This window comes from Stenotrophomonas sp. STEN063, assembly GCF_056854515.1.
Genome location: NZ_JBXFWF010000012.1, coordinates 36208 through 59309 on the forward strand (window position 1 = coordinate 36208; position 23102 = coordinate 59309).

General features: G+C 61.1%; 17 protein-coding genes. 9 read left to right on the forward strand and 8 right to left on the reverse strand.

All coding sequences use genetic code 11. From position 1 onward, the window contains the following. Positions 1-150: 150 nt before the first annotated feature. Positions 151-1779, reverse strand: a complete 1629-nt coding sequence (locus AC1VWL_RS05150; protein ID WP_482985990.1) for a TldD/PmbA family protein — start codon at positions 1777-1779, stop codon at positions 151-153. 154 nt (positions 1780-1933) lie between these two features. Here AC1VWL_RS05150 and AC1VWL_RS05155 point away from each other — a divergent pair, with 154 nt between their 5' ends. Both AC1VWL_RS05155 and AC1VWL_RS05160 read left to right on the forward strand, forming a co-directional pair. Next, complete coding sequence (locus AC1VWL_RS05155) at positions 1934-2569, forward strand: DUF938 domain-containing protein (RefSeq protein WP_482985991.1); 636 nt, start codon at positions 1934-1936, stop codon at positions 2567-2569. Positions 2570-2617: 48 nt separating this feature from the next. Then, positions 2618-4519: a M61 family metallopeptidase gene (locus AC1VWL_RS05160; protein ID WP_482985992.1), complete on the forward strand. Its 1902-nt coding sequence runs from the start codon at positions 2618-2620 to the stop codon at positions 4517-4519. 154 nt (positions 4520-4673) lie between these two features. On the opposite strand, the gene AC1VWL_RS05165 is transcribed toward AC1VWL_RS05160, so the two are convergent. From AC1VWL_RS05165 to AC1VWL_RS05175, 3 genes are read right to left on the reverse strand one after another with little or no spacing between them, the layout of a single operon-like run. Next, positions 4674-6926 (reverse strand): TonB-dependent receptor, encoded by a 2253-nt coding sequence (locus AC1VWL_RS05165; RefSeq protein ID WP_482985993.1) that lies wholly within the window; start codon positions 6924-6926, stop codon positions 4674-4676. Positions 6927-6943: 17 nt separating this feature from the next. Next, on the reverse strand, positions 6944-8164 hold the full coding sequence (locus AC1VWL_RS05170) for an MFS transporter (protein ID WP_482985994.1): 1221 nt from the start codon (positions 8162-8164) through the stop codon (positions 6944-6946). Continuing rightward, on the reverse strand, positions 8154-8540 hold the full coding sequence (locus AC1VWL_RS05175; protein ID WP_482985995.1) for a hypothetical protein: 387 nt from the start codon (positions 8538-8540) through the stop codon (positions 8154-8156). The genes AC1VWL_RS05170 and AC1VWL_RS05175 overlap by 11 nt, the downstream gene beginning before the upstream one ends. 136 nt (positions 8541-8676) lie before the next feature. On the opposite strand from AC1VWL_RS05175, the gene AC1VWL_RS05180 reads away from it, so the two are divergent. The 3 genes from AC1VWL_RS05180 (at position 8677) to AC1VWL_RS05190 (ending at position 11301) form a co-directional block, all read left to right on the forward strand. Beyond that, positions 8677-9630, forward strand: coding sequence for a helix-turn-helix domain-containing protein (locus AC1VWL_RS05180; RefSeq protein WP_482985996.1), 954 nt, complete (start codon positions 8677-8679; stop codon positions 9628-9630). Positions 9631-10215: 585 nt separating this feature from the next. Continuing rightward, a complete protein-coding gene (locus tag AC1VWL_RS05185) occupies positions 10216-10482 on the forward strand; it encodes a hypothetical protein (RefSeq protein WP_296249044.1) in 267 nt (88 codons plus the stop codon). A 147-nt stretch (positions 10483-10629) separates the two neighbouring features. Further along, positions 10630-11301, forward strand: a complete 672-nt coding sequence (locus AC1VWL_RS05190; protein ID WP_482985997.1) for a hypothetical protein — start codon at positions 10630-10632, stop codon at positions 11299-11301. 113 nt (positions 11302-11414) lie between these two features. Here AC1VWL_RS05190 and AC1VWL_RS05195 read toward each other — a convergent pair whose 3' ends face one another. Then, positions 11415-12308 carry an NAD-dependent epimerase/dehydratase family protein gene (locus tag AC1VWL_RS05195; RefSeq protein WP_482985998.1) on the reverse strand — a complete coding sequence of 298 codons (894 nt, stop codon included), beginning with the start codon at positions 12306-12308 and terminating at the stop codon, positions 11415-11417. A gap of 342 nt (positions 12309-12650) precedes the next feature. On the opposite strand from AC1VWL_RS05195, the gene AC1VWL_RS05200 reads away from it, so the two are divergent. Together AC1VWL_RS05200 and AC1VWL_RS05205 are read left to right on the forward strand one after the other, a co-directional pair. Continuing rightward, positions 12651-12818, forward strand: a complete 168-nt coding sequence (locus tag AC1VWL_RS05200) for a hypothetical protein (protein ID WP_482985999.1) — start codon at positions 12651-12653, stop codon at positions 12816-12818. After that, a complete protein-coding gene (locus AC1VWL_RS05205) occupies positions 12819-13034 on the forward strand; it encodes a hypothetical protein (RefSeq protein WP_482986000.1) in 216 nt (71 codons plus the stop codon). 332 nt (positions 13035-13366) lie between these two features. On the opposite strand, the gene AC1VWL_RS05210 is transcribed toward AC1VWL_RS05205, so the two are convergent. Beyond that, a complete protein-coding gene (locus AC1VWL_RS05210) occupies positions 13367-14686 on the reverse strand; it encodes a hypothetical protein (protein WP_482986001.1) in 1320 nt (439 codons plus the stop codon). 745 nt (positions 14687-15431) lie between these two features. Beyond that, positions 15432-17765 carry a YecA family protein gene (locus AC1VWL_RS05215; protein ID WP_482986002.1) on the reverse strand — a complete coding sequence of 778 codons (2334 nt, stop codon included), beginning with the start codon at positions 17763-17765 and terminating at the stop codon, positions 15432-15434. 215 nt (positions 17766-17980) lie between these two features. Here AC1VWL_RS05215 and AC1VWL_RS05220 point away from each other — a divergent pair, with 215 nt between their 5' ends. Further along, the gene (locus tag AC1VWL_RS05220; RefSeq protein WP_482986003.1) at positions 17981-18271 is read left to right on the forward strand and encodes a hypothetical protein; all 291 of its coding nucleotides are present in this window, start codon (positions 17981-17983) and stop codon (positions 18269-18271) included. A gap of 224 nt (positions 18272-18495) precedes the next feature. Here the strand turns inward: AC1VWL_RS05220 and AC1VWL_RS05225 are convergent, their stop codons facing one another. Next, positions 18496-22206 (reverse strand): indolepyruvate ferredoxin oxidoreductase family protein, encoded by a 3711-nt coding sequence (locus AC1VWL_RS05225; protein ID WP_482986004.1) that lies wholly within the window; start codon positions 22204-22206, stop codon positions 18496-18498. 167 nt (positions 22207-22373) lie between these two features. On the opposite strand from AC1VWL_RS05225, the gene AC1VWL_RS05230 reads away from it, so the two are divergent. Next, positions 22374-23012 (forward strand): tetratricopeptide repeat protein, encoded by a 639-nt coding sequence (locus AC1VWL_RS05230; protein WP_482986005.1) that lies wholly within the window; start codon positions 22374-22376, stop codon positions 23010-23012. Positions 23013-23102: the final 90 nt, after the last annotated feature.

The window sequence follows — 23102 nt, forward strand, 5'->3', positions numbered from 1 at the left end:
CGGTGGCGGGGATCAAAGACGACAAACGGCTTGCGTCGTGCTTGAGCATTCGCCGGTGCCCCCATCGCTATTGCTAGCAACCCCCTGCAGCGCGGCTTCGCCCGTACCCTCACCCCCAACCCCTCTCCCGATGGAGAGGGGCTATCCGCATCAGCCGAGGCTGCGCGCCGTATTGATGATGTTCACCCCATCAAAACGCGTCGTCGCCGAACCGTGCGATACCGCTGATACCTGCCCCGGCTGGCCTTTGCCGTCAAAGAACGAACCGCCCATGCGGAAATCGCGTTCATCGCAGATCGCGCTGCAGGCATTCCAGAACTCAGGCGTACGGATCTGGTAGGCCGCATCCTCGACCATGCCGGCGATCTCACCGTTCTTGATCTGGTAGCAGAGCTGCCCACCAAACTGCGCGTTGTAGCGCTGCTGGTCGATGGAGTACGAACCACGGCCGTGGATGTAGATGCCGTTCTCTACGTCCTTGATCATCTGCGCTGGGGTCAGCGGCGTCTTGCCTGGCGCCAGCGACACATTGGCCATGCGCTGGAACTGCACGCTCTTCCACGAGTCGGCATAACTGCAGCCGTGCGAGGCGTTCTCGCCGAGGATATGCACTTCGTCGCGGGTGGCCTGGTAGTTGACCAGGATGCCGTCCTTGACCAGATCCCACTGCCTGGTTTTCACGCCCTCATCGTCATAGCCCACCGCACCCAGGCTGTAAGGCACGGTCTTGTCGGCGGTGAAGTTGACGATGTCGCTGCCCCAGCGGAAGCCGGCCTCGCGCTTGTCAAGCGTGGCGAAGCTGGTGCCCGCGTAGTTGGCTTCATAGCCCAGCACACGGTCCAGCTCCAGCGGATGGCCGACGTTCTCGTGGATGGTCAGGAACAGGTTGGACGGGTCCAGCACCAGGTCGTACTTGCCCGGCTTCACCGACGGCGCAGTGAGCTTGGCACGCGCCTGTCTGGCAGCGGCAATCGCATCTTCCACCGGATCATAGGAATGGCCGTAGGCCACCACGCCGCCGGGTAGCTGGTGCTTGTCGGCGGCATTGCCCTCGAGGAACTCCCAACCCATGCCGGCAGGCGCCGACAGCCCGGCGCGGGTGCGGAACTTGCCGCTAGCCTTGTCGATGGCGGTGGCGGTGAATGGCAGCCAGATGCGGTGTACATCCTGGTCGATCCACGAACCATCGCTGGAGGCGAAGTACTTCTGCTCATTGACCAGGAACAGCTGCGAATTGATGAAGTTGGCACCGGCATTGATCGCCGCTGCATTGATCGACAGCAGCAGCTCGACCTTGTCCTTGACCGGCACCGCCATCGCGTTCTGGCGGATCGGCGTCTTCCACTGCACCTCGCCCACGCCCGGTGTCGGTGCCAGCTGCACCGGTTTGGTCTGGATCTTCGCGTTGGCGCGGGCAATGGCAATCGCCTGTGCCACCGCGGCGGCCACGCCCTGCGTGGTGGATTGGTTGCTGGCAGCAAAGCCCCAGGCACCATTGACGATAACGCGGATGCCGACGCCGGCCGACTCGCTGTTGGTGACGTTCTGCACCTTGTCTTCGCGGGTGACGATGGCCTGGTTGAGGTAGCGGCCGATGCGCACGTCGCAGTAGCTGGCGCCGCCCTGCTTGGCCAGCGCCAGCACGGTGTCGGCCAGCAGCTTCTTCTTGGCGACATCGGCCGGGGCCAACAACTCCTCGGCAGCGATCAGCTGTGCATTGGGCAGCATGAAGCCGGCGAGGCCGAGGCCGGAGAGCGAAAGAAACTGGCGGCGTTGCATGACGGGCGGAACTCCAGAGCCAGCGATGCAATGCATCGCACAAGACCCCTGAATCTCGGTGGTGCGGGGGTTCAGGCACAAGTGACCATGGTCATGCATGGCGTTAAACAGGCACTGCGGCACAATCTGCGCAGCATTCCCCGGGCCCCACGCGATGACCACCAAGCCGTACTCCGAATCCTGCGAGCGCAACAGCGCACCCATCCTGCAGGTCCTGCAGCAGCATCTGGGCCAGGCCCGCACTGTGCTGGAGATCGGCAGCGGCACCGGCCAGCATGCCGTGCACTTTGCCGCTGCGATGCCGTGGCTGCGTTGGCAGGCCAGCGATCACCGCGACTACCTGCCCGGAATACGCCAGTGGCTGGACGAGGCAGCACTGCCGAACGCCCCCACGCCGCTGGAACTGCAGGCGGTGATTGGCGAAGGCCTGCAGCCCTTGCCGCCGTTGCCGGTGCATGACGGCGTAACCGGCTTCGATGCGGTATTCAGTGCCAACACCCTGCACATCATGGGTTGGGAAGAAGTGCAGGCGCTGTTCGCCGGGCTGCCGTCGCTGATGGCGCCAGATGCGTTGTTCATCGCCTATGGTCCGTTCAACTATAGCGGCGCCTTCACCAGCGACAGCAACCGTAACTTCGATGGCTGGCTGAAGGCGCGTGACCCGCGCTCGGGCATCCGCGATTTCGAGGCGGTTGATGCCTTGGCACGCGCGCAGCAGCTGGAGCTGCAAGAGGACGTGGCGATGCCGGCCAACAACCGTTGCCTGGTATGGCGACGGATGCCCGTTTGAAGCCGGGCGGGCTAGGATGCGAAGACTTCAGGCAAGGGGCGGGGCGTGATGCAGGGACGTAAGTGGTTGGTGGCGATGGTGCTGGGCCTTGTTCCGCTGGCGAGCTTGCAGGCGCAGCCGCTGGATGCGCGGGCTGCGGCGATGCAGGTGCAGGCAAGCTACCCGGGCGTGATCGAGCTGGAGGTGGATGCCAGCGACATCCAGCGCCGCATCCAGCGCGTGCACCAGCGCATTCCGGTATCGGCCGGTGCGCTGACCCTGTGGTACCCGCAGTGGATACCAGGCAATCACGCGCCAACTGGCCCGATCAACCAGATGGCCGGGCTGGTCATCCGTGGCAACGGCCAGGTGCTGCAGTGGACGCGTGATTCCGGCGACATGTATGCCTTCAAGCTGCAGGTGCCGGAAGGCATCGGCGTGCTGGATATCGAGTTCCAATACCTGTCACCGACTGCCAGCGACCAGGGCCGGGTGGCGATGACGCCGAACATGCTCGACCTGCAATGGCATCGCGTGCTGCTGTACCCGGCCGGCTATGACGCACGCGGCATCCAGGTCAAACCCAGCCTGCGCCTGCCCGACGGCTGGCAGAGCGGCACCGCGCTGGATGTTGCACAGCGCAGCGGCAGCAACGAACAGTACGCGCCGGTGTCGCTGATGACCTTGATCGATTCGCCGGTGTTCGCCGGCCAGTACTTCAGGCGCTTCGCGCTGGACGAGACATCCAAACAACCGGTGTGGCTGGACGTGGTCGGCGAAAACCCGCAGGGCCTGCAGGCCGATGCCAAGGTGCTGGATGCGCATCGCGCGCTGGTGCGCGAGGCCGATGCAGTATTCGGTTCGCGTCCGTACACGCGTTACAACTTCCTGCTGGCGGTATCGGACGTGTTCAGTGGCATCGGTCTTGAGCATGCGCAGAGCAGCGAGAACGGCATGCACGACGGCTACCTGCGTGGCGAGCGGCCCTTCCTCGACAACGACCTGCTGCCGCACGAATATGCGCATGCATGGGTAGGCAAGGCCTGGCGTCCACGCCCGACCTGGGTACCGCATTACAACGCACCGATGCACAACGACGAGTTGTGGATGTACGAGGGCCAGACCCAGTATTGGGCGGTGGTGTTGGCAGCACGTTCCGGGCTGTGGAAGCCGGACTATGCGATGGCGATGCTGGCACAGCTGCAGGCCAACTACGCAACACAGCCGGGCCGGCAATGGCGCGACCTGCACGACACCGTGCACCAGGGCATCCTCGACTTCAATTCCAAGCCGCAGGCATGGGCCGACTGGCAGCGAGCGTTCGAGTTCTACAACGAGAGCACGCTGCTATGGCTGGGCGTGGATGCACGCCTGCGCAGCTTGTCGAAAGGCAAAGTCACGCTGGACGATTTCGCCAAGCGCTTCCACCAAGGCGGAAAGCAGGGTGAGATCCGCCTGTATGACCGCGCCGATGTGATGCGGGGCCTGGAAGCAGAGCAGCCCGGCGCCTGGGATGGCTTCATCGGTAGCCGCCTGGATGCGCGTGATGGCAAGGCGCCGGATGGTTTGAACGCTGCGGGCTGGGAGCTGTACTTCGATGACCAGCCGAATCTTGTGGTTGCGGATGGCGAGGCCGATGGCGCTACCGACCTGCAGTATTCCTTGGGTTTGAAGATCGGCAGCGATGGCGTGCTGCAGGCGGTTGGTTGGGATAGCCCTGCCTTCAAGGCGGGCTTGGCCAAGGATGTGACGATTGTTGCGGTGAACGGCTTGGCTTACAGCGGTGGGCGTATCAAGCAGGCGCTGATTGATGGCAAGCAGAACGGCACACCGATCGAGTTGATCGTGCGACAGGCGGACAGCTTCCGTACCGTGCGTATCGACTATCGCGAAGGTCTGCGGTATCCGCATCTGCGGCGGATCGCGGGGACGGCGGATCTGTTGACGCGGATTCTGGCGGCGCGGCGGTAACGAGCCACCTCCTTCTCCCGCCGGGAGAAGGTGCCCCAACGGGGCGGATGAGGGTAAGAGCGAAGCCTCGTGAAAAGTATCGCGCGGGCTTTGCCCCAACCCTCACCCCAACCCCTCTCCCGTAGGAGAGGGGCTTCAAGCGAAAGCAACAGCCTCAGTATTCGATCCGATACCCAACCCCAAACGTCCGCCCCTGCGCCGGTACGCTCGACAGCTTGCCGTAGGTCGCCTCCGCCTGCTGGCCATACACCGTCTTGTAGTCGCGATCAGCCAGGTTGTAGACGCCCACGCTGAAACGCCCACCCGCCAGCGGCAGTTCGCCGATCAGATCGAACACGGCATAGCCACGGATCTTCGCCGCCGGTGTCGCGCGGATGGTTGGGCTGACCGAAGCAAGCTGCGCATCACGCCAGGCATCGTCGGTACCACCGACGGCCTGGCCCTGCAGGCGTAGCAGACTGTCGTTGGCAAAGCGCCACTGGCCATGCACACCTGCCTTCAACGGCGATACACGGAACGCATTGAGCTCGCGCCACTGGCCGACCGCATCACGGTACTGGCCGCGGGTGCTGGCCACGCTGGCACCCAGTTCCAGCTGCGCGCTAGGCGTATAGCGCAGGTTGGCTTCCACGCCGTAAACGCGCTCGTCGGTATCGGCCACCGACACACTGTAGTTGCGGTTGAACTGCACGGTCTTGTCCGAGCGGTTGTAGAACGCGGTCACTGCGCTCTGCAGCTGCGTGTTGTTCAAGCGCCAGCCCAGCTCGTAGTTGTCGACCTTGATCGGGCCGATGTTGCGGCTGTCGATGACGAAGTTGGCCGGCACGTCACGCAGCATGCGCTGCGTATCGGGCAGGCTGAAACCCTGCGAGAAGTTGGCGAACAACTGCTGCGCATCGCTGAACTTGTAGACCACGCCGGCATTGAACAGCGTCTGCGAATGGCGCACGCGGCCACCGGCCAGCAGTTGCGGCTTATAGCCGGCCACCGCGTCGGCGGTGATCGCCTCGGTGTAGGGCAGCGAATCGTCCACGTTGTTGCGCAGGATCTGGTGGCGCACGCCGGCCTGCACGCTGAAACGTTCGCTCAGCGCATGGTCGGCCTGCAGGAACAGGCCGGTGGTGTCCACGCGCACATCCGGGCCCATCGCGTACTGTGCAGTCGGCACGTAGCTCAGGCCATTACTGGCGATGAAGCGGTTGATGTCGTACATCTGCCCGCGCTGGCTGTCCTCTTCGCGCTCATGGTCCACGCCATAGGACAGCTGCAGGCTGCGCCCGCCGATATCGAACCCTTTGTGGAGGGCGCTGCGCAGGCCCCAGACGTCGATATCGGTATTGGACTGCATGGCCACATAGGCATAGCCACCAGGCAGCGCCGGGTGCACCAGCGTCGATACCGACGGGAACCAGCGGCCCTGCTCATTGCGGTAATAGGCTTCCACGCTCAGCTCCTGGCCGCCGAACACATCGCGGTTGCGGTATTGCGCATTGATTCCTTGGTGGCGGGTGCGCGGCTGTGCGTTCAACTGCAGACCATCGACGGCGTTGTGGCTGGGCTGGAAAGCGGGGTTGAACAGCACCGCCAGGCGCGGGCCGTAATCCGGGCCGTAGTCGCTGTCCTGCTGGTCGTCATACCAACGCACGCCCACGCTGAGCTGCTGGGCCGGGCTAAGCGCCCATTCAAGGCGCGCGTTGAGTTCCTTGGTCTCGGTGTCCTGGCGGTCGGTCTGGGCGATCTCCGGGCCGATGCGGCGGCCATGCGCGTCCAGCGATGCACCCTGGCGGCCATAGGCGATACCGAAGGCACCGCTGAAGCTGTCACCGCGCACGGTCATGGTCTGCGCGGCGTTCCAGGCCAGGTTGTCGCTGGATACATCGGAGGGCGTGCGCAGGCCGAGCTGGCTGGCCAGCTGCACCGGCGCGTCGCCCGGCTGCAGGGTGATGATGTTGATGATGCCGCCGCTGGCACCGGCGCCGTACAGCGCGGTGGCACCGGAGATCACCTCGATGCGCTCGATCATCGTCGGCGAGATGCTGTTGAGTTGGCGTGAGCCATCGCGTGCGCCGGTCAGCGGCACGCCATCGATCATCACCTGCACGCTGCGGCCACGCATGGTCATGCCGTAGTTGCTGGTGGTGCCACTGGCCGGTGCCAGCGACGGCACCAGCTGGCCGAGGATGTCGGCGGTGCTGCGACCGGCAGCGGTCTGCTGGGCGATCTGCTCGCGCTCGATGGCGTACACGGTGCCGGCGATCTCGGCCACGCTGCGTGCGCCGCGCACGGCGGTGACGCTGACGGCATCCAACTGGCGGGTGCCGCTGGTGGTGTTGGCCTGTGCTGCCAGCTGGCCACTGATGGCCAGGCTCAGCAGGGCGAGCGGAAGCGTTGCTGCGGTATGCCGCATGGTGTCCTCGGAACGTATCAGGGAGAAGAAGGGGAGGGCGCGAAGCGGCGCAGCAGCGGCCGGCACAACAGCAACCCAAGCGCGGAGACGATCGCCAGCGCCACGTAATAAGCGGGGTAACCCAGGCCCTTGGCGAGGAAGCCGGACAAGGCACCACCGATGAAATAGATCAGCAGTTCGAAGCACACCAGCAGGGTGAAGTCGGTACCGGCCTGCTCGCGCGAGCTGATCCGCATGAACAAGGCATACAGGCTGGTCATGGCGACATAGCGCAGGGCGAGCAGGGCGATCACCAGCGCGCCGAGCCCAAACTGCGAGGAGGCAAGCACACCGCTGTACAGCAGGCCCGCCAGTAGCACGTACAGCAGCGTGCGCCACCAACCGGCGTGCATCAGCAGCTGTTCGGCGCTGCGCTGCTTGAGCAGCCAGGCCGCGCCCACCGCAGCCAACATGCCAACGCCGGCACCGCCCACCGAGATCAGCAGGCCGATCTCGGTCAGGCTCCACTTCTGGTCGACCAGCAGCGGATTGACCATCGCCATCGCCGGTGCTTCCACCATGCGATACATGACGATCAGCAGCAGCGCCCAGCGCAGCTCGGGCCTGCGCAGCGCACGCAGCACGCTCGGCCGCTGGCTGGCCGCCGGCCGTGGCATCTCGTTGATCTGCTGCACGGCGAACAGGGTCAAGGCACTCATCGCCGCCAGGCTGAGCAGGGCCACGTTCCAGCCGCGGGTTTCGTACAGCCACAGCACGCCTGCGCCGCCGACCATGCTGCCCAGCGCCACGCCCACGCTCTGCGCCATGCTGCCGAGGCGGTGCTCGGCCGGTGCCAATGCTTCCACCGTATAGCCATCGATGGCGATGTCTTGGGTGGCGGCGATGGTGGAGATCCACATGCCGACCAGCACGAACACGGTCAGGCCATGGTCCAGGCCGGTGAAGGCCAACACCAGGATGCCGACCAGCAACAGCAACTGGGTCAGCCACAACCAGCTGCGGCGCCGGCCCAGGGCAGGTAGATGCCAGCGGTCCACCAGCGGTGCCCACAGGAACTTGAACGCCCACGGCAGGTATAGCAGCGACAACATGCCGATCCAGCGCAGGTCCACGCCCTGGCTGCGCAGGATGGCGGGTACCGCCACGTTGTAGAAATACAGCGGCAGCGCATGCGCCATGTACAGCACCACGATCACGCCCAGGCCGAAACGCGAGGCCGCGCCGTGCTCAGTACGCATCGGCATGCTCCAGCTGTTGGCCGACCCAGCGCATGCCGTCGGCGTCGTCAGTGGTGACGTAGTAGGGCACGCCCCAGGCCGCGTGCAGGGCCGGCGTATCCAGCCGCTGCTGCTCGGCGGCGCTGCTGGCGATGCGCACCAGGCCCTTGCAGTAAACGCGGAAGGCCGGCTTGTGCTGCTTGTACCAGACCGCCTGGATGGCGCGGTAATCGTCACTGAAGCTGGCACCGGGTACGGTGCTGGCGATGAAGTAGAACGGCGTGGCGGCTACGATCAACGCTTCCACGCGCTGCAGCCAGTGGCGGATCTCGTCCGCGCTGACCGCATCGTGGAACACGGCGCGGACAACGGCCGCCTGCTTGATCGTCAAACCCATTGCCACTGACCTTCACTGAATACGAGGCAGGGCCGTCCATACGCGGCCCCTCAAATAAGAATAGTTATCAATACCATTGAAAGTTTAGGCGCAGCGAAGGAAAATTTAGGCAGGACCACATTCCGGGATGCCCTGCATGCAGGTTTTCACCTGCGCCGAACTGATGACCGCAGCCCACGCGCTGGGCGGGCAGGTTGATTTCAATGCCGGCATGGCCGACGCCACGCCGGTGCTGGCCGGCTGGCAGCAGGTGCACGCGCTGGACGATGGCGTGTCGCTCTACCTGAGCCGCAGCCGCGACATGGTGGGCGGCTGCAGCCACAACCGCCTGGCAGCTGGCATCACTGCCGGTTTCCTGGTGGATGGCGAGGCCGACGTTGCCATCGGCAGGCATCGCTTGCGGCTGGAGGGCAACCATCGGCGAATGCCGACCATGCTGGTCCACCTGCGTGAGGAAGACAGCTTCCAACGCCATTGGCAGGCTGGACGACAGGAAGGCAAGGTCAGCCTGCACCTCAGCGATGACTGGTTGCAGCGGCAGTTGCATGCCGATTCCCGTGGCAGTGCCCGATTGGCACGCGTTTGTAATGGCCATGCCGACAACCATGCATGGCGGCCGCCGGCGCCGTTGTTGCAGCGGGCGACGCAACTGTTGGAGAACAAGACCGGTTCGCTGCCATTGCTGCGCCGCCTGCAGCAGGAGAGCTTTGCCTTGGAACTGGCAGCGGACGTGCTGCAGACACTGGCCAGCGAGGGCAGCGAGAAGCCTTTGGGTGCGCACCTGCAGCGCTGCGTCATCCGCCTGCAGCAGTGGTTGCAAAGTGGAGAGGCCGACACACTGAGCATCGCGCAGATGGCGCGCCAGCTCGGCACCAATGCGGTGGACCTGCAGCGTGGCTTCCAGCATTGCCATGGCCAAAGCATCGCCAACTACCAGCGCGAGCTACGGCTGGAACGCGCCCGCCAGGCACTGCTGCGCCAGCGCGTTCCCGTGGATGTGGCCGCCACCATAGCTGGCTACGCACACACCAGCAGCTTCAGCGCCGCGTTCAAGCGCCAGTACGGCACATCACCCTCGCAGCTGAAGTAGCCAACACAGTGCTGTAGACGCTGCGGCGGTCGCGTTGATTGTGGAGGTTGTGGGAGCGGCGTAAGCCGCGAAGCCACCAAAACCAAACGTCTGCACGGTTCGTGCATTCAACGATACCTGCTGGCAGCGAACGAACTGATCAGCAAACGCGCAGAGCGTGATCATTGCGCCGAACGTCCTGATAAACAGCGTGACTCAAAGCCACCGCACCGCGTGACGCAGCAGCTGCATGTTGCATGCAGAGATCACACCAACTTCGTGCACGCCTAGCAGCCGACCACGATGCCAATTCATACCGATGAATTGGCGAGTCGACGACATCACTGCATGCCAATCAGTGCGGAAGCGCACACCTGTTCACCCGCATATTTTCACCTCGTATCTGCATAGATGACTGCGAGCACCACGCATTGGTGCATCAAATTCAACGGCATTCCTTGAGCTTGCTGAATTCAAGCCGCAACGCTGCTCATTCAAGCACCTTCACAGTTCATTTATCTGTGCAAACGTCAGCTGAAAGTGCATTACGCTGCTCTGCAAAAACGTAGCTATATTCGAGATCCCCCAAACGTAGGAGGAAGTGGAATGTTCATGACCAAGCAGAAAATGGTGATGGCGCGTACGCTCGGCGTGGCAGTCGTCGTCATGAGCCTGGCATCCTGTGCAACCTATAAAGAAGAGTTTGCAGGGATCAACTCACGCCTCGACCAACTCGACACGAGGGTACAGGGCGCGGCACAGAGCGCCGAGTCCGCCAATCAGTCCGCACAGCAGGCCAACCAACGACTGGATCAAATTGAAGGTCGCGTCCAGCAACTCGAAAGGGCACCACGCCGCACACCGCGCGGCTGATCGCTCCGTTCAATTCACGATGAATACCTGAATTCAGGATCCGGTGGCCTTTACCGGCCACTGGTTTCCTCCCCTCGATCAGTCTTCATTGCAAGGAACCGTCCCATCCGTACGCACACCTACCCTGTAATCCTCGCCGCCCTTGGCGTGCTGGCGTTCGCGAGCATCGACGCGGCCAGCGCCAAGGACGCTACCGCGCAACAAACGGCATCTGCCGTCGATCAGCTTCCGCCGGACCAGAAGGTGTCCGACACGGTGATTGAACTCGCCGGCTGGGTTGTCGCAAGCAAGGACAACCAGGGCTATCCGTTCGCCATCATGGACAAGGCCGCTGCACAGATCCTTGTGTTCAGTGGTGACGGCCGACTGCGCGGTGCCACGCCCGGACTGTTTGGCTCGGCAACCGGCGATCACGTAGCCCCAGGCGTTGCCGGCCTCGCGCTGCGCGAGATTCCGGGCCGCGACCGCACCACCCCTGCGGGTCGTTTCATCGGCGGCTTCGGCCCCTCGCTCGACGCGGGACGCGTGCTGTGGGTGGACTACGATTCCGCGGTCTCCATCCATCCCACCGCTACCGGCGTACCGGCCGAGCGACGTGCAGAGCGCCTCGCATCGCCAACGCCTGACGACAATCGCGTCACCCACGGCTGCATCAACATCGCGCCGGACTTCTACGAACAGATCGTCAGCCCGACATTCGAGCGCGGCGGCCTGTTCTACATCCTGCCGGACAAGGACAGCCTGGAAGAAACCTTCCCGGAGTTCGCAAAGAGCCGCGCCACCGGGACAGACAACGAAGGCAAACACGCAGGGCGCTGAAGAAGGTGCCCTGCGTGCAGATCCGCGCATCAGCAGCGGGAGGCTCCTTCTTTTGTAGGAGCGGCGTAAGCCGCGAAGCAAGCGACACCAACCGAACTACCAATGCGAACGAATCAATCCACAGTCCTATCAACAAAGCCGCGCGTATAAGGCAACACCTCCAAACTACGCCGATCCACGTGCGCCAAAACTTCGTTGAAACCAAACGCAGGCTCCCAACCCAATGCCCGCCGCATAGCGGCATTGTCGTAAACCCGATCAATGACTGATGGCAGTGGCCAACCACGCCGCTCATGCTCGGCAACCAACTCCGGGCAACGCAGACGCAGCACTTCAACGGCATCACGCCCCAACTGCTCAAGGTCTTCGCGCTGAAACGGCGTCGAACCACTGACAACAAATCTACTGAACGAACCAGCCGGCAAGGCCAACGCCGCCACATGCGCATCAGCAACATCGCGGACATCAATGCCGCGATGCAGGCGCAGCACCGACATCTGATCCGCAGGCTGCGGGAAGCAACGCGACATGCGGATGACGCTACGTGTCAGCCCTGCACCGGACCACTCGGCCAGGACCTGCTCGGCTTCCAGCTTGGTGCGGTGATACACCGTCTTGGGCTGCGGCACCACGGACTCATCGATCCATGTGCAACCCTGTTCGGCGACAGCATCGCCATACAGTGCGGTGGTACTCGTGTAGACCACCTGCTTCACACCTGCCTGCTGCGCAGCTTCCAGCAACTGCTGCACACCCGCCACATTGACCCGCTCGAACTCGCGATCAGATACCAGGCCGACATGCGGCGCATGGTACGAAGCGGTGTGGAAGACCACATCCACGCCCTGCAATGCCGAGTGCAGCAATCGGCTATCGGTGAAGTCACCAATAAGCGACGAGCAGGAGAAAGGGGAGCGGTCGAGGCCAACGACCTCATGGTCTGCGGCAACCGCGTTGTGGATTGCGCGGCCAATCCGGCCTGAACTACCGGTGATAAGAGCTTTCACGGAAAAGTGCGTCTGGCGCCCGGGATCTGCCGGGATGGATGCATGGTAAATCCCTTGTTGCATCTACGGCTACATGAAGGGCGCGCACATGCCTGCCCCTTGCTGGCCGAGAGCTACCGGCCGAACAAGGTAGGAGTCGCTGGTGGTGTCCACAGTCCGGCTGGGTGCCAGCTGTGAAGGTGACGTGCCCTGAATCAGCGGTAGGAACGGTCACTACGGGCGCGTCCGCAGCCCGTGGTGGCAACAAGTGTGCTTCCCGACCCGGGCCCCGCAAAAATGTAGCACCGGCATGTCGAGATTCACCGCTCTGGTTCGCCGAGCTGATACACACAGGAGAATTTCATGGCCCAGAACAGCTTCCCTTCCAACCATCACCACCGCCTCGATATCCTCAACGGGTCATGGCGGACCACCATCACCGCGTTGGAGCCTGATGGCGGCGAAGGGGCCACATCGCAGACATCTTATATTTATTCATGGGTACCGAATGGACATTTTCTGATGCATTAAGTGGACGCCATGATGGGATCGCAGCGCGTGCAGTCGATCGAGATAATCGGGATCAACGCCACTTCCTGTGAGTTCTTCAGCCGAAGCGACGATCCTGACGGCAGCACCAATGATTTCGTATTCAGGATCGACGGACGCAACTACGTGATTGTCGGGAAGGGCTGGCGATTCGTTGGGCGCTTCAGCGATGACGGATCGCAGGCGGACCGCAATTGATGGGCGAGTGGACCCAGCAGGATGGCGATCGTTGGAAGCCCTTTGTCAGGATCGACCTTAAGAAGAAGCTGTGAGCATCATAGGGAAGCTTCTGTAAGTGACAAAGGATTCCGGAGCCGAGCTTCGGAATTGGGCGACGGGAGGGTTTGGTCGCAGGCTGACCAGGTCGAAATTGTTGGTTGATTAGCCAGCTATCTGTTTACCGCACTCTGCCTCCTGGTTACTAATTCCTGCATTTCCATGTTTAATTTGCCTGCTCATTGATCGATCCGGATTATTAGGGCTGGTACAAAAAAGCGATATTGCATGAAGCAATATTTTTAGTTGTGGAATCATTCGGTGGCGGATTTCATGTCAGACAACAAGAAGTCTTTAACATCCCAAAATAATTCCGAGAACCGAGAAAATTTGGATGCATCCAGTTGAGGGACGATATCTCTAGCGAACTCCAACTTGCCCCTCGAAATTTCTCGTGTTTCTGGAATGTCACTTTTCTTTGTGTCAATCACTAAGCCAGGTCCATTCTTAATTCTGATCTCTATGTCAGGATATCTTAATTCCAAGCCACGCCCCTGCTCGTTCTTTTTTTCTAGGACATCATCATCAAAAAGAAATTCTATGGAGTAGTTCTGCATCTCCACATACATTTCTCGATCTTTAGGGGCGGGTATCAGCATCGCTCCTGCTCGACCGCTCTCCGATAACTTTCCTGGCTTGGCGTACTGACCTTCACCTCTGTCTCTAAAATATTTTGGAAGTTTCTTGTAGGCGTCGACCCCTTCGCGATCATTATCAAATAGAGCCAATGCTGGATATGCATTGTCCTTTCTGACAGTAGATATGAGGGTGGAAAGTGTTTGTGCTCCTCCGGAACCGCCCTTGGTTCCTCCAGTTATATCGCATTCCTTAATCAGAAATGGCATTTCCTCCTCTGGGAAAAGTTTGTTATAAGCAGTGTTTAAGATCATGCGATCGGTTTTTCCCTCCACATATAGCACCGGCTTGGTAACTGCGATCAATCCTCGCCTTAATGCAACAAGCTCTTTGTGGGAGCTGCTTAAAAGCTCATCTTCAGGTGACCATTCTTTCTTTAGAGCTTCTTCAGTTAAAAAGTGTTGGCTTCTAATCATTGGGTCATATTCTTCGAGTATGTTGTACCTGCTATTTATCCTGTTTTGTAGCTCACTCCATCTATGTTTTCTGATCAGCATAAATATGTGGCTTGGTATATGAAAAAGATCCCATGTTAACATCGCCATAATGTCAGCTATGTCTGCAGGGCGTCTGTATTCAAAAACTATATCAAGCATTTCGGTAACTAGAATTCTGCCCGGATCGCTCGGCCAAAAATATGTGCCGTAGCCATATTCGTGCATGTCAGAAGCCTCAAAGCTCTTGAATATCATGCTCAGTAGAGACCCAGGGATGTTGAAGTCGGCAATGTCTTTAAGCATCCTGAGTACGAATAATGCTTCTATAACCCTCTCATGCTTTTCTGATATGGCTGGTACTAGGTCATTTAAGCGATCTAGTAGCTCTAAGGTTGCGCTGTCTCCCAGATAGTACTTTTCCTGCCATTTCTCAATAGGGGAGAAAGGATAACCAAATCCATCAATTGGATGGCTTTTGTCGAAATCTTCTTTTTCGATCATAAATTAAATCCATAAAATTGGAGGGTCCTCTGATTTTCCCTGCGCTCTGTGCGGCCCTCCGAGGTTGAAGGTGTAAATAATCGGGAAATGGTGGGGCTTGAAGATATTATACGTTTGGCTCCGGCGTCGCCGCGTGGCCATTCATTTCGGTTGCTACTTCATCCCAGGAGCCGGTTGGGTCGGGATCCAAGCCTAAATGTTGAAACGCTGATCGAATATTCAGTAGCTCACTTCCAAGATGGTTGTGTTTGCTTGTATTTGAAATCCATCCCGCAAAAGGCTCCATAATGCTGAGAATTGTGTCTTGAATGAACTGTCCGTCACCTGGATAGATGTGCAAAGAAAACAGGCGCGAAAATAGGGATCAGAGTCGTTTTTTCGCCTGCGCGCCGCAGTGCTGAATGCAGGAATCCGCCGAAAGAGTGCGTATGGCACCCCGCATCTGTCGGGGGAAGGTGAGCTTGGATCGTTTGCTGAACTTGCGAGTGGGCGGGGGAAATATTTGCACGTTTCTGGCCGGCATCGGACGCTCGGATGTTCGTCGCACTCTGACCTCTGCTTCCGCCCCTTGTTGTCAGCAGAGTTCGGCTCTGGTGCTTCCAATTCCCTAGAGCGGAAAGCAGGGGTCAGAGTCGAGTTCTCGCCAAGCTTCGAATTTCAACTATTCCGTCGAATGCTGACGCTAAAGGCCGCTCAAATAACAGAAAATTCTGAAATAGTCTCGATCAACAGTCCTGGCGCGCTCTTAACGGCCATGACACCTTTTAAACTTTGCTCCACTGCCGCACGGACACAGTTCATTTCGCCCCGGCTTTTTGGCCTTCAAGGGAGGGATGGCCATCTTTGACTGGTTAAGATTCACCACCTGCTTGGGGTGATCCATTTGCGCGGCGTCTTTGTAAATGTGGTCGTTTTCTTCCGTTCGCACCGACGGTATGTGGACCGCGAAGTACTGCGCCCGTTGATAGGTTCCATCAGCACTGACCTCTGCCACGACGCCGATGGCGTTAGAAGCATTGACGGCCAACGCAGCTGCGCTGGCCTTGTCGTTCACCCTCGCCCAGTCAACTTGGTGGTCGTATTGTTGAAGCCAGACGAAGAGAGGCTTGCCCTCCCCGTACAGAATAAAGTAGCGAGCGGGGTGTTTGTTCAGGGTCTGACGAAGATCGGACAGCATCTTGGCCAGATCATTTCGGCCTTCCTCTCCAAGATCACGAATATGGCTCTCCGCAGAAAGCCATCCTCTTGCTCGGGTGGCGTCGAGCGCCCCAAGCAACTTCAGCACCTCCTGTGGGAAGTCCTGCGTTGGAAACGGCCCGCTTTCCCAGTCCTCACCTTCAAAGCTTTTGTCGATGATATCGCTCATGCCGTCCCAGACGAGCATGTCCACCTTGTCACCCTTCAACTGATCAGCAATGTCCTGATCAAAACGGTTCTTCTTCAGGTACGCGCCTAGGTGATCGAACTCATCGAATAGGTGGGCGCGCCGCATCCCCGCCACTGCCTGCCGCACTTCCATGTAGTGGGCGAACTGGCCAGCCGTGGGAAGGAAACGCTTGAGCACAAAAAGTTCGTCGATAGACAGTGAAACGAACGCATGCTTTCCAAGCAGCGGCTCAACCTGCGGTAATTCCTTGTAGTATGTGGAAAACGGCGAGAACGACTCTACTGTCAGGCCGATTGGCACCATCACGCGATAGTCGGCGTGGCGGACACGGCCACACTCTTCGTATTTGCCGTCCACCAGATGGTAGAGGGGCACTTCATCCGCCGAATCTAGATAGTTGAAGAAGCGCTCGCATTGCTTGTATGCCTTGAGTACTAAGTCCTGTACAGACTGGGCGTGCCGGGCGAAATCAAGCGCCGGCGATGCGATGGTGGCGGCTGCACCGGCCTTGGCTTCAATGAGGAAAAGAACGTCATCAAGTAGGATGAGGGTGTCGTTTTCGGACCACTGTTTGTTTGCAGGATCCTTGTAGTAGACCTCCTGGAACACCGTGGCGCCGAGAAGCTGGGCCGCAAGAATTTCGGCGAAGGCAGCTTCGCTCATCGTCTTTTGCCGCTCTTCAAAGGTCTTCTTGTAGTCCGGCCTTCGCTGAAGGAGATTGAAAAGAAGCGCACGATATCCCGCATCGCGGGGGAAGCACGGGTCGATGGCGTAGTAGTCCGATCCAAGCTGGATTAGCGGTTTCTTCCGGGCAGGTAGTGTCCGGTAGGGTGTTCCCGCAAAATCGCCCGCCGCGAAGAATTCGGTTTCTTCTCCGCGCCGGTATGCCAAGTCCGTCAATAGCGTCGGCGGCAGTTTGGTGTGACGGCTCACGTTGGCGATGCCGCCCCGAAACATGTCATCCATCGCCCGACCGGCGGCTTTCGATTGTTCCGCATTTTCCGCCACCCATGCCTCCATAACGTCCTCCAGAGGCTTGTTCTGTGCCGTAGCGAAAGCTTGAGCCGCCTCAAACTGCGCCATCATCTCCATTATTGCGTCGGCTTGCCCGGACCGCGTTGCGTCAGCCATCGCTTGGAGGCCTTCCGCGATATCGGTGGCATCGACGCCATACGCTTCTTTCAGGACATCATTGTGTGGTGCCAGAACGTAGCTGTAGAACTCGCCCTCCAAGACTTGGTAGCGGTTCCCGCGCAGCATGACCCAAGTGGATTTCGCGCGGAATTCTATGTCGGCCGTATTGGGACCGAAGACACCATTTTTGGTATCGGCGGAAGAGACCATAGCGAAATACATGGCCTGTTCCCGCAGTTTCCGGCCAAGTTCAAACAGCTCTGCGCACTTGGCTTCGTCGAATGTCACGTCCGCAGGAGCGGCATCTGCCGCGAGAACCGCGTGCACGTACTCCAGCAGGAACTGATTTTCGTTGATCAGATCATCCGGGCCCGCGGCTTCATGTTGTTCTTGAGTAACGCTTTGGTCTTCTATCGACTTCATCATGTGCTGGGCGTAGATATAGCCGAGCAGATCATGCGGAGGCATGGCGACGATCAACTCGCGCATGCGGGCGGCAATAGCTTCCATGTCCTTCAACAAGGAAGCGGCAGCCTCTTTTCGTTCTTTTTCGCTCATAACTACCTACGTCTGATATCGCTAAATCCCAATTCATGCAGAATCTACCCCAACTGACGTAGCGACTGCTTTAGCTCGGCCGATCCGGAGATCGCTATTCGGTGGGGATCAACTTCCACTTCTGGCCGAAAGTGGACATTGAATAGGCTCCCCGTGCTTCCGAACTCATCCCATAATGGATACAACGGATTCCAACTATCGGAAGGTTAGGTCATATGCTCAAGATCGTGGTTGCTGCGGCACTTATGTTGACATCAACCAGCGCTCTAGCCCGCGACCGCCCCATCCGCTCCTGCGAAAAAGCCCCCCTCCTGGCCGAAATCCAGAAGCTGCTTCCCGATCACGTGATTGGTGAAACCGCAGATGTGGAACCGAAGCCAGTAGAGAAACTGCCCCAGTTCCCGCGCAGCATTTGGATGCGCTCCGGCAGCAGCCTGACCTGCGTCGTGGTTGTCCTGGACGAGACGGGCAAGCCGCAGGACGCCATCGTTTCCCATCCCTCCTGATTGGGGCTGACCGACCAGGAGAAGCAGGTGATTCTTTCTGTTCAATGGACGCCAGCACAGCTTGGCGGGCAAGCGCGGCCCTCACTTGTGTCCATGGACTTCGAGATCCGCTGACGCGAGTTCAGTCGGTAACGACCTACAGCTTCAACGTGGACGTTGAAGCTCAGGCCGTGCCATGCAACCGATAGGTTGCATGGCGCAGAGGCAACCTATCTGTTGCCTGTTCAGGCCGCCTGCACGATGTGCAGCGCCTTCGGGTTGCGCCACGTTGCCAGCAGCGTCGCCTCGCGCGCCTTGGCATCATGCAGGTGCGCTTCCTTGACGTGGCCGTAGCCGCGGATGTGCTCGGGGATGCTGGCGATATCCACCGCCAACGTCAGGCGACGTGCATCCAACGAGCCGATCAGTTCCTGCAGAGTCTTTTCGTAGTCAGCAATCAACTGACGCTCGCCGCGGCGTTCCTCGGTGTAACCGAATACGTCGAAGCGGCCACCGCGCAGGCCCTTGAACTTGGCCAGCAGGCCGAAGGCCTTGAACATCCACGGGCCGTATTCCCTTTTCTGCAGCTGGCCCTGTTCGTCGCGCTTGGCGAACAGCGGCGGGGCAAGGTGGAAACGCACCTGGTAGTCGCCTTCGAACTTCTCTGCCACGCGCTTGGCGAAGTCGCCGCTGGTGTACAGGCGGGCTACCTCGTACTCGTCCTTGTAGGCCATCAGCTTGAAGAAGTAGCGCGCGGCGGCTTCGCTCAATGCGGTGCTGCCCGGGATCGCTTGTTGTTCCGCCTTGCGCACGGCATCGATCAGCGTGCGATAGCGATTAGCGTAAGCGGCATCCTGGTAATCGGTGAGGAAGCTGCTGCGGCGGGCGATCAACTCGTCCAGCGAACGCGACAGGTGTGCGTCGTCCAGCGATGCGAACGCGGCTTCACCACTGGTCTGGCTGGCGGCGGGCAGGCCGCGGATATCCGGCTCGTTGCCCGGGTTGCGCGGTGCCGACGGTGCGCCGGCCTCGTTGCCTTCCCATTCGCCGGGCGGCAGTTCGCGCAGCGCGGCCGGCTTGCGCTCGGCATCGGTCGGCGCGTTTCGCACCAGGCCTGCGGCTTGCTGCACGGCCTGCGGATCGATCGCGGCCAGGCGGCCCCAGGCGAACGCGGTCTGGTTCATGGTCACGGCGGCGCCATTGAGCTCCACCGCACGCATCAGCGATTCCAGCGACAGCGGCACCAGCCCCTGCTGCCAGGCGAAGCCGAGGATGAACAGGTTGGAGGCAATCGCGTCGCCGAGCAGGGCGGTGGCCAGCTGGGTGGCGTCGAGCAGAATCGGGTCGCGACCGCCCAGTGCCAGTTTCACCCCGGCAATGATGTCGGCGGCCGGGAACTGCATGTCTGGATGCGTGGTGAAAGTACCCGGCATCGCTTCGTAGGTGTTCAACACCACCTGCGAGCGCTCGCCGCGCACCTTGGACAGCGCCCAATAGTCGTTGACCACGACCATGTCGCAGCCCAGCACCAGGTCGGCTTCACCGGCGGCGATGCGCACCGCGTGGATGTCGGCAGGGGTGTTGGCGATGCGGATATGGGTGGTGACTGCGCCGCCCTTCTGCGCCAGACCGGTCTGGTCGAGCACGCTGGCGCCCTTGCCTTCGAGGTGGCCGGCCATGCCGAGCAGCGCGCCGATGGTCACCACGCCGGTGCCGCCGACGCCGGTGATCAGGATGTTCCAGGGCTGCGAGAAATCGGTGCGGAAAGTCGGCGCCGGCAGGTTGTCGAGCAGGCTGGCGGAGCCACTCTTGCTGCCCTTGCGCAGCTGGCCGCCGTGCACGGTGACGAAGCTCGGGCAGAAGCCCGTCGTGCAGGTGAAATCCTTGTTGCAGTTGGACTGGTCGATGTCGCGCTTGCGCCCAAATTCGGTTTCCTTCGGCAGCACCGACACGCAGAAGCTCTTCTCGCCGCAGTCACCGCAGCCTTCGCAGACCAGCGAGTTGATCATAGTGCGCTTGGCCGGGTCGACGATCTTGCCGCGCTTGCGGCGGCGGCGCTTCTCGGTGGCACAGGTCTGTTCGTAGATCAGGATGCTGGTGCCCTTCACCGTGCGCAGCTGCTGCTGCACGGCGTCGAGCTCGGCGCGGTCGTGGTATTCCACATCGGCCGGGAATTCGTGACGACGTGACTTCCACTTGTTGATGTCGTCGGACAGCAGCACGATGGTGTGCACGCCTTCCGAACGCATCTGGTGGGCGATCTGCGGCACGGTCAGGGTGCCGTCCACCGGCTGGCCGCCGGTCATCGCCACCGCATCGTTGTAGAGGATCTTGTAGGTGATGTTGACGCCAGCGGCGATGGCCTGGCGGATCGCCAGCGAGCCGCTGTGGAAATAGGTGCCGTCGCCGAGGTTCTGGAACACGTGCTCGGTGTCGGTGAACGCGGCTTGGCCCGCCCAGGTGACGCCTTCGCCGCCCATGTGGGTGAAGGTGTCGGTGTCGCGGTCCATCCACGTCACCATGTAATGGCAGCCGATGCCGGCCAGCGCACGCGAGCCCTCCGGCACCTTGGTGGAGGTGTTGTGCGGGCAGCCGGAGCAGTAGTGCGGCACGCGCGGGAACTGTGCGCGCGGCAGCGCCATCTCGGCTTCCTTGACGTCCATCCAGCGCAGGCGTTCTTCGATCGACTCGGTGTTGAAGAAACGCTGGATGCGACGGCCGATCACGCCGGCAATCGTCGCCGGGGTCAGCTCGCCAGTGGACGGCAGGATCCACTCGCCTTGTTCGTCGTACTTGCCGACGATGGACGGGCGTGGGCCCCAGTTGGCCGGCCAGTTGTAGAAGTATTCCTTCATCTGCCGCTCGATGAAGGCCTTCTTCTCCTCCACCACCACGATGTCTTGCAGGCCGCGGGAAAATTCGCCAATGCCCTGCGGCTCCAGCGGCCAGGTCATGCCTACCTTGTAGACGCGGATGCCGATGTCGGCGCAGGCCTTTTCGTCCAGGCCCAGGTATTCCAGCGCCTGCAGCACGTCCAGGTAGCTCTTGCCGGTGGTGACGATGCCCAGCCGCGCCTGCGGCGAGTCCATCACCACCTTGTCGATGCCGTTGGCGCGGGCGAAGGCCTGCGCCGCCTTCACCGCATAACGGTGCAGGCGCATTTCCTGCTCCATCGGCGGGTCCGGCCAGCGGATGTTGAGGCCGGCGGCGGGCATGTCGAAATCTTCCGGCAGGATGATCTGGCGGGCGAACGGGTTGACGTCCACCGAGGCCGAGGATTCCACCGTCTCGGCAATCGTCTTGAAGCCGATCCAGCGGCCGGTGTAGCGGCTCATCGCCCAGCCGACCAGGCCCATGTCGAGGATGTCCTGCACGCCGGCCGGGTTCAGCACCGGCATCATCGCGCTGACGAATTCTTCCTCGCTGCCGTGGGGCAGGGTGGAGCTGCGGCAGGCATGGTCGTCGGCGGCCAGCGCCAGCACGCCACCATGCTTCGAGGCGCCGGCGGCGTTGGCGTGCTTGAACACGTCACCGCAGCGGTCCACGCCCGGGCCCTTGCCGTACCACATGCCGAACACGCCATCGACCTTGGCACCGGGGAACAGGTTGGTCTGCTGCGTGCCCCAGACCATGGTCGCGCCCAGGTCCTCGTTGAGGCCTGGCACGAACTTCACCTTGGCCGCTTCCAGGTGCTTGCGCGCGCGCCACAGCTCCAGGTCGAAGCCGCCCAGCGGCGAGCCGCGGTAACCGCTGACGAAGCCGCCGGTATTCAGTCCGGCCGCGGCGTCGCGCTGCTGCTGCATCAAGGGCAGGCGTACCAAGGCCTGCACGCCGCTCAGGTAGATGCGGCCATCGGTGCGCGTGTATTTGTGATCCAGGGTGTAATCGGAGTCACGCACGCCGATCAGCGGATCGTTGGCGGAGGCAGGCGAGGTAAGTTCGGCGGTACTGGTCATGGCTGGCCCATTGCGGAAACGGCTGGCAGGTGCCGACCGACGGACCGGTGGCAGCCGCGGATTGTAGCAGCGGGGCTTTCATCACCCTGTAACCCGTCGCGCGTAGCGCCCGGAGCGGTTAGGATCGGGGCCAGGTGGGGGATAACTGTTTGATGGGGATTGCAGTCATGGGGGTTACAAAGCGCATGGTCGCTGGCGCGCTGCTGCTGGCGGGCTTGTTTGTTGCAAATGTTCAGGCACAGAGCCTGCCGAAGATCAACGAGTTCTATTTCGATGACGATGTGGCGGCCAAGCCGTTCCATGTCGTGCCGCCTGAACAGGCGGATGTGGTCGATCAGCTGATGAAGCTGCGCGAGCGCGGCCGCAAGGGCGTGGAAGCTACCGCGCAGTTGGCCAGCATCGCTTACCGCGATGGACGTACCGAGCTGGGTGGCAAGCTGTATGACGAGGCCATGGGCGCCGTGGCGGATACCTCCGTACAGGCCCGTAGCCTGCGTTGGAACCACGGCTGGGATCTGTACCGCCGCGGCGATGCGCAGGACGCGTTGAACCTGTGGAGCAAGGCCGCCGAAAGCACCCGTGGCAATCCGTCGTGGCTACCGCCGACGCTGGCGTTGGTGCTGTGGAAACTGGAGCGCAAGGACGAAGCCGTGGCCTGGTATGCGGCCGCCGTGCGCACCGAGCCGGGGCAATGGAGCGATACCGCGGCGTATGCGCAGCTGCTGCCGTCCTGGAATGACGCCGAACGCACGCAGCTGGCCCAGGTACAGCAGGCGTGGGCGGCCAATCCGCCGGCGTGGCCGTAATGCGGCACCCGTAGGCCGGCATCCGCGTCACTGCGGATGCCGTAACAGGAGACTTTGAGCCGGCGCTGATTCCCCCTGCGGGGCGGCCCG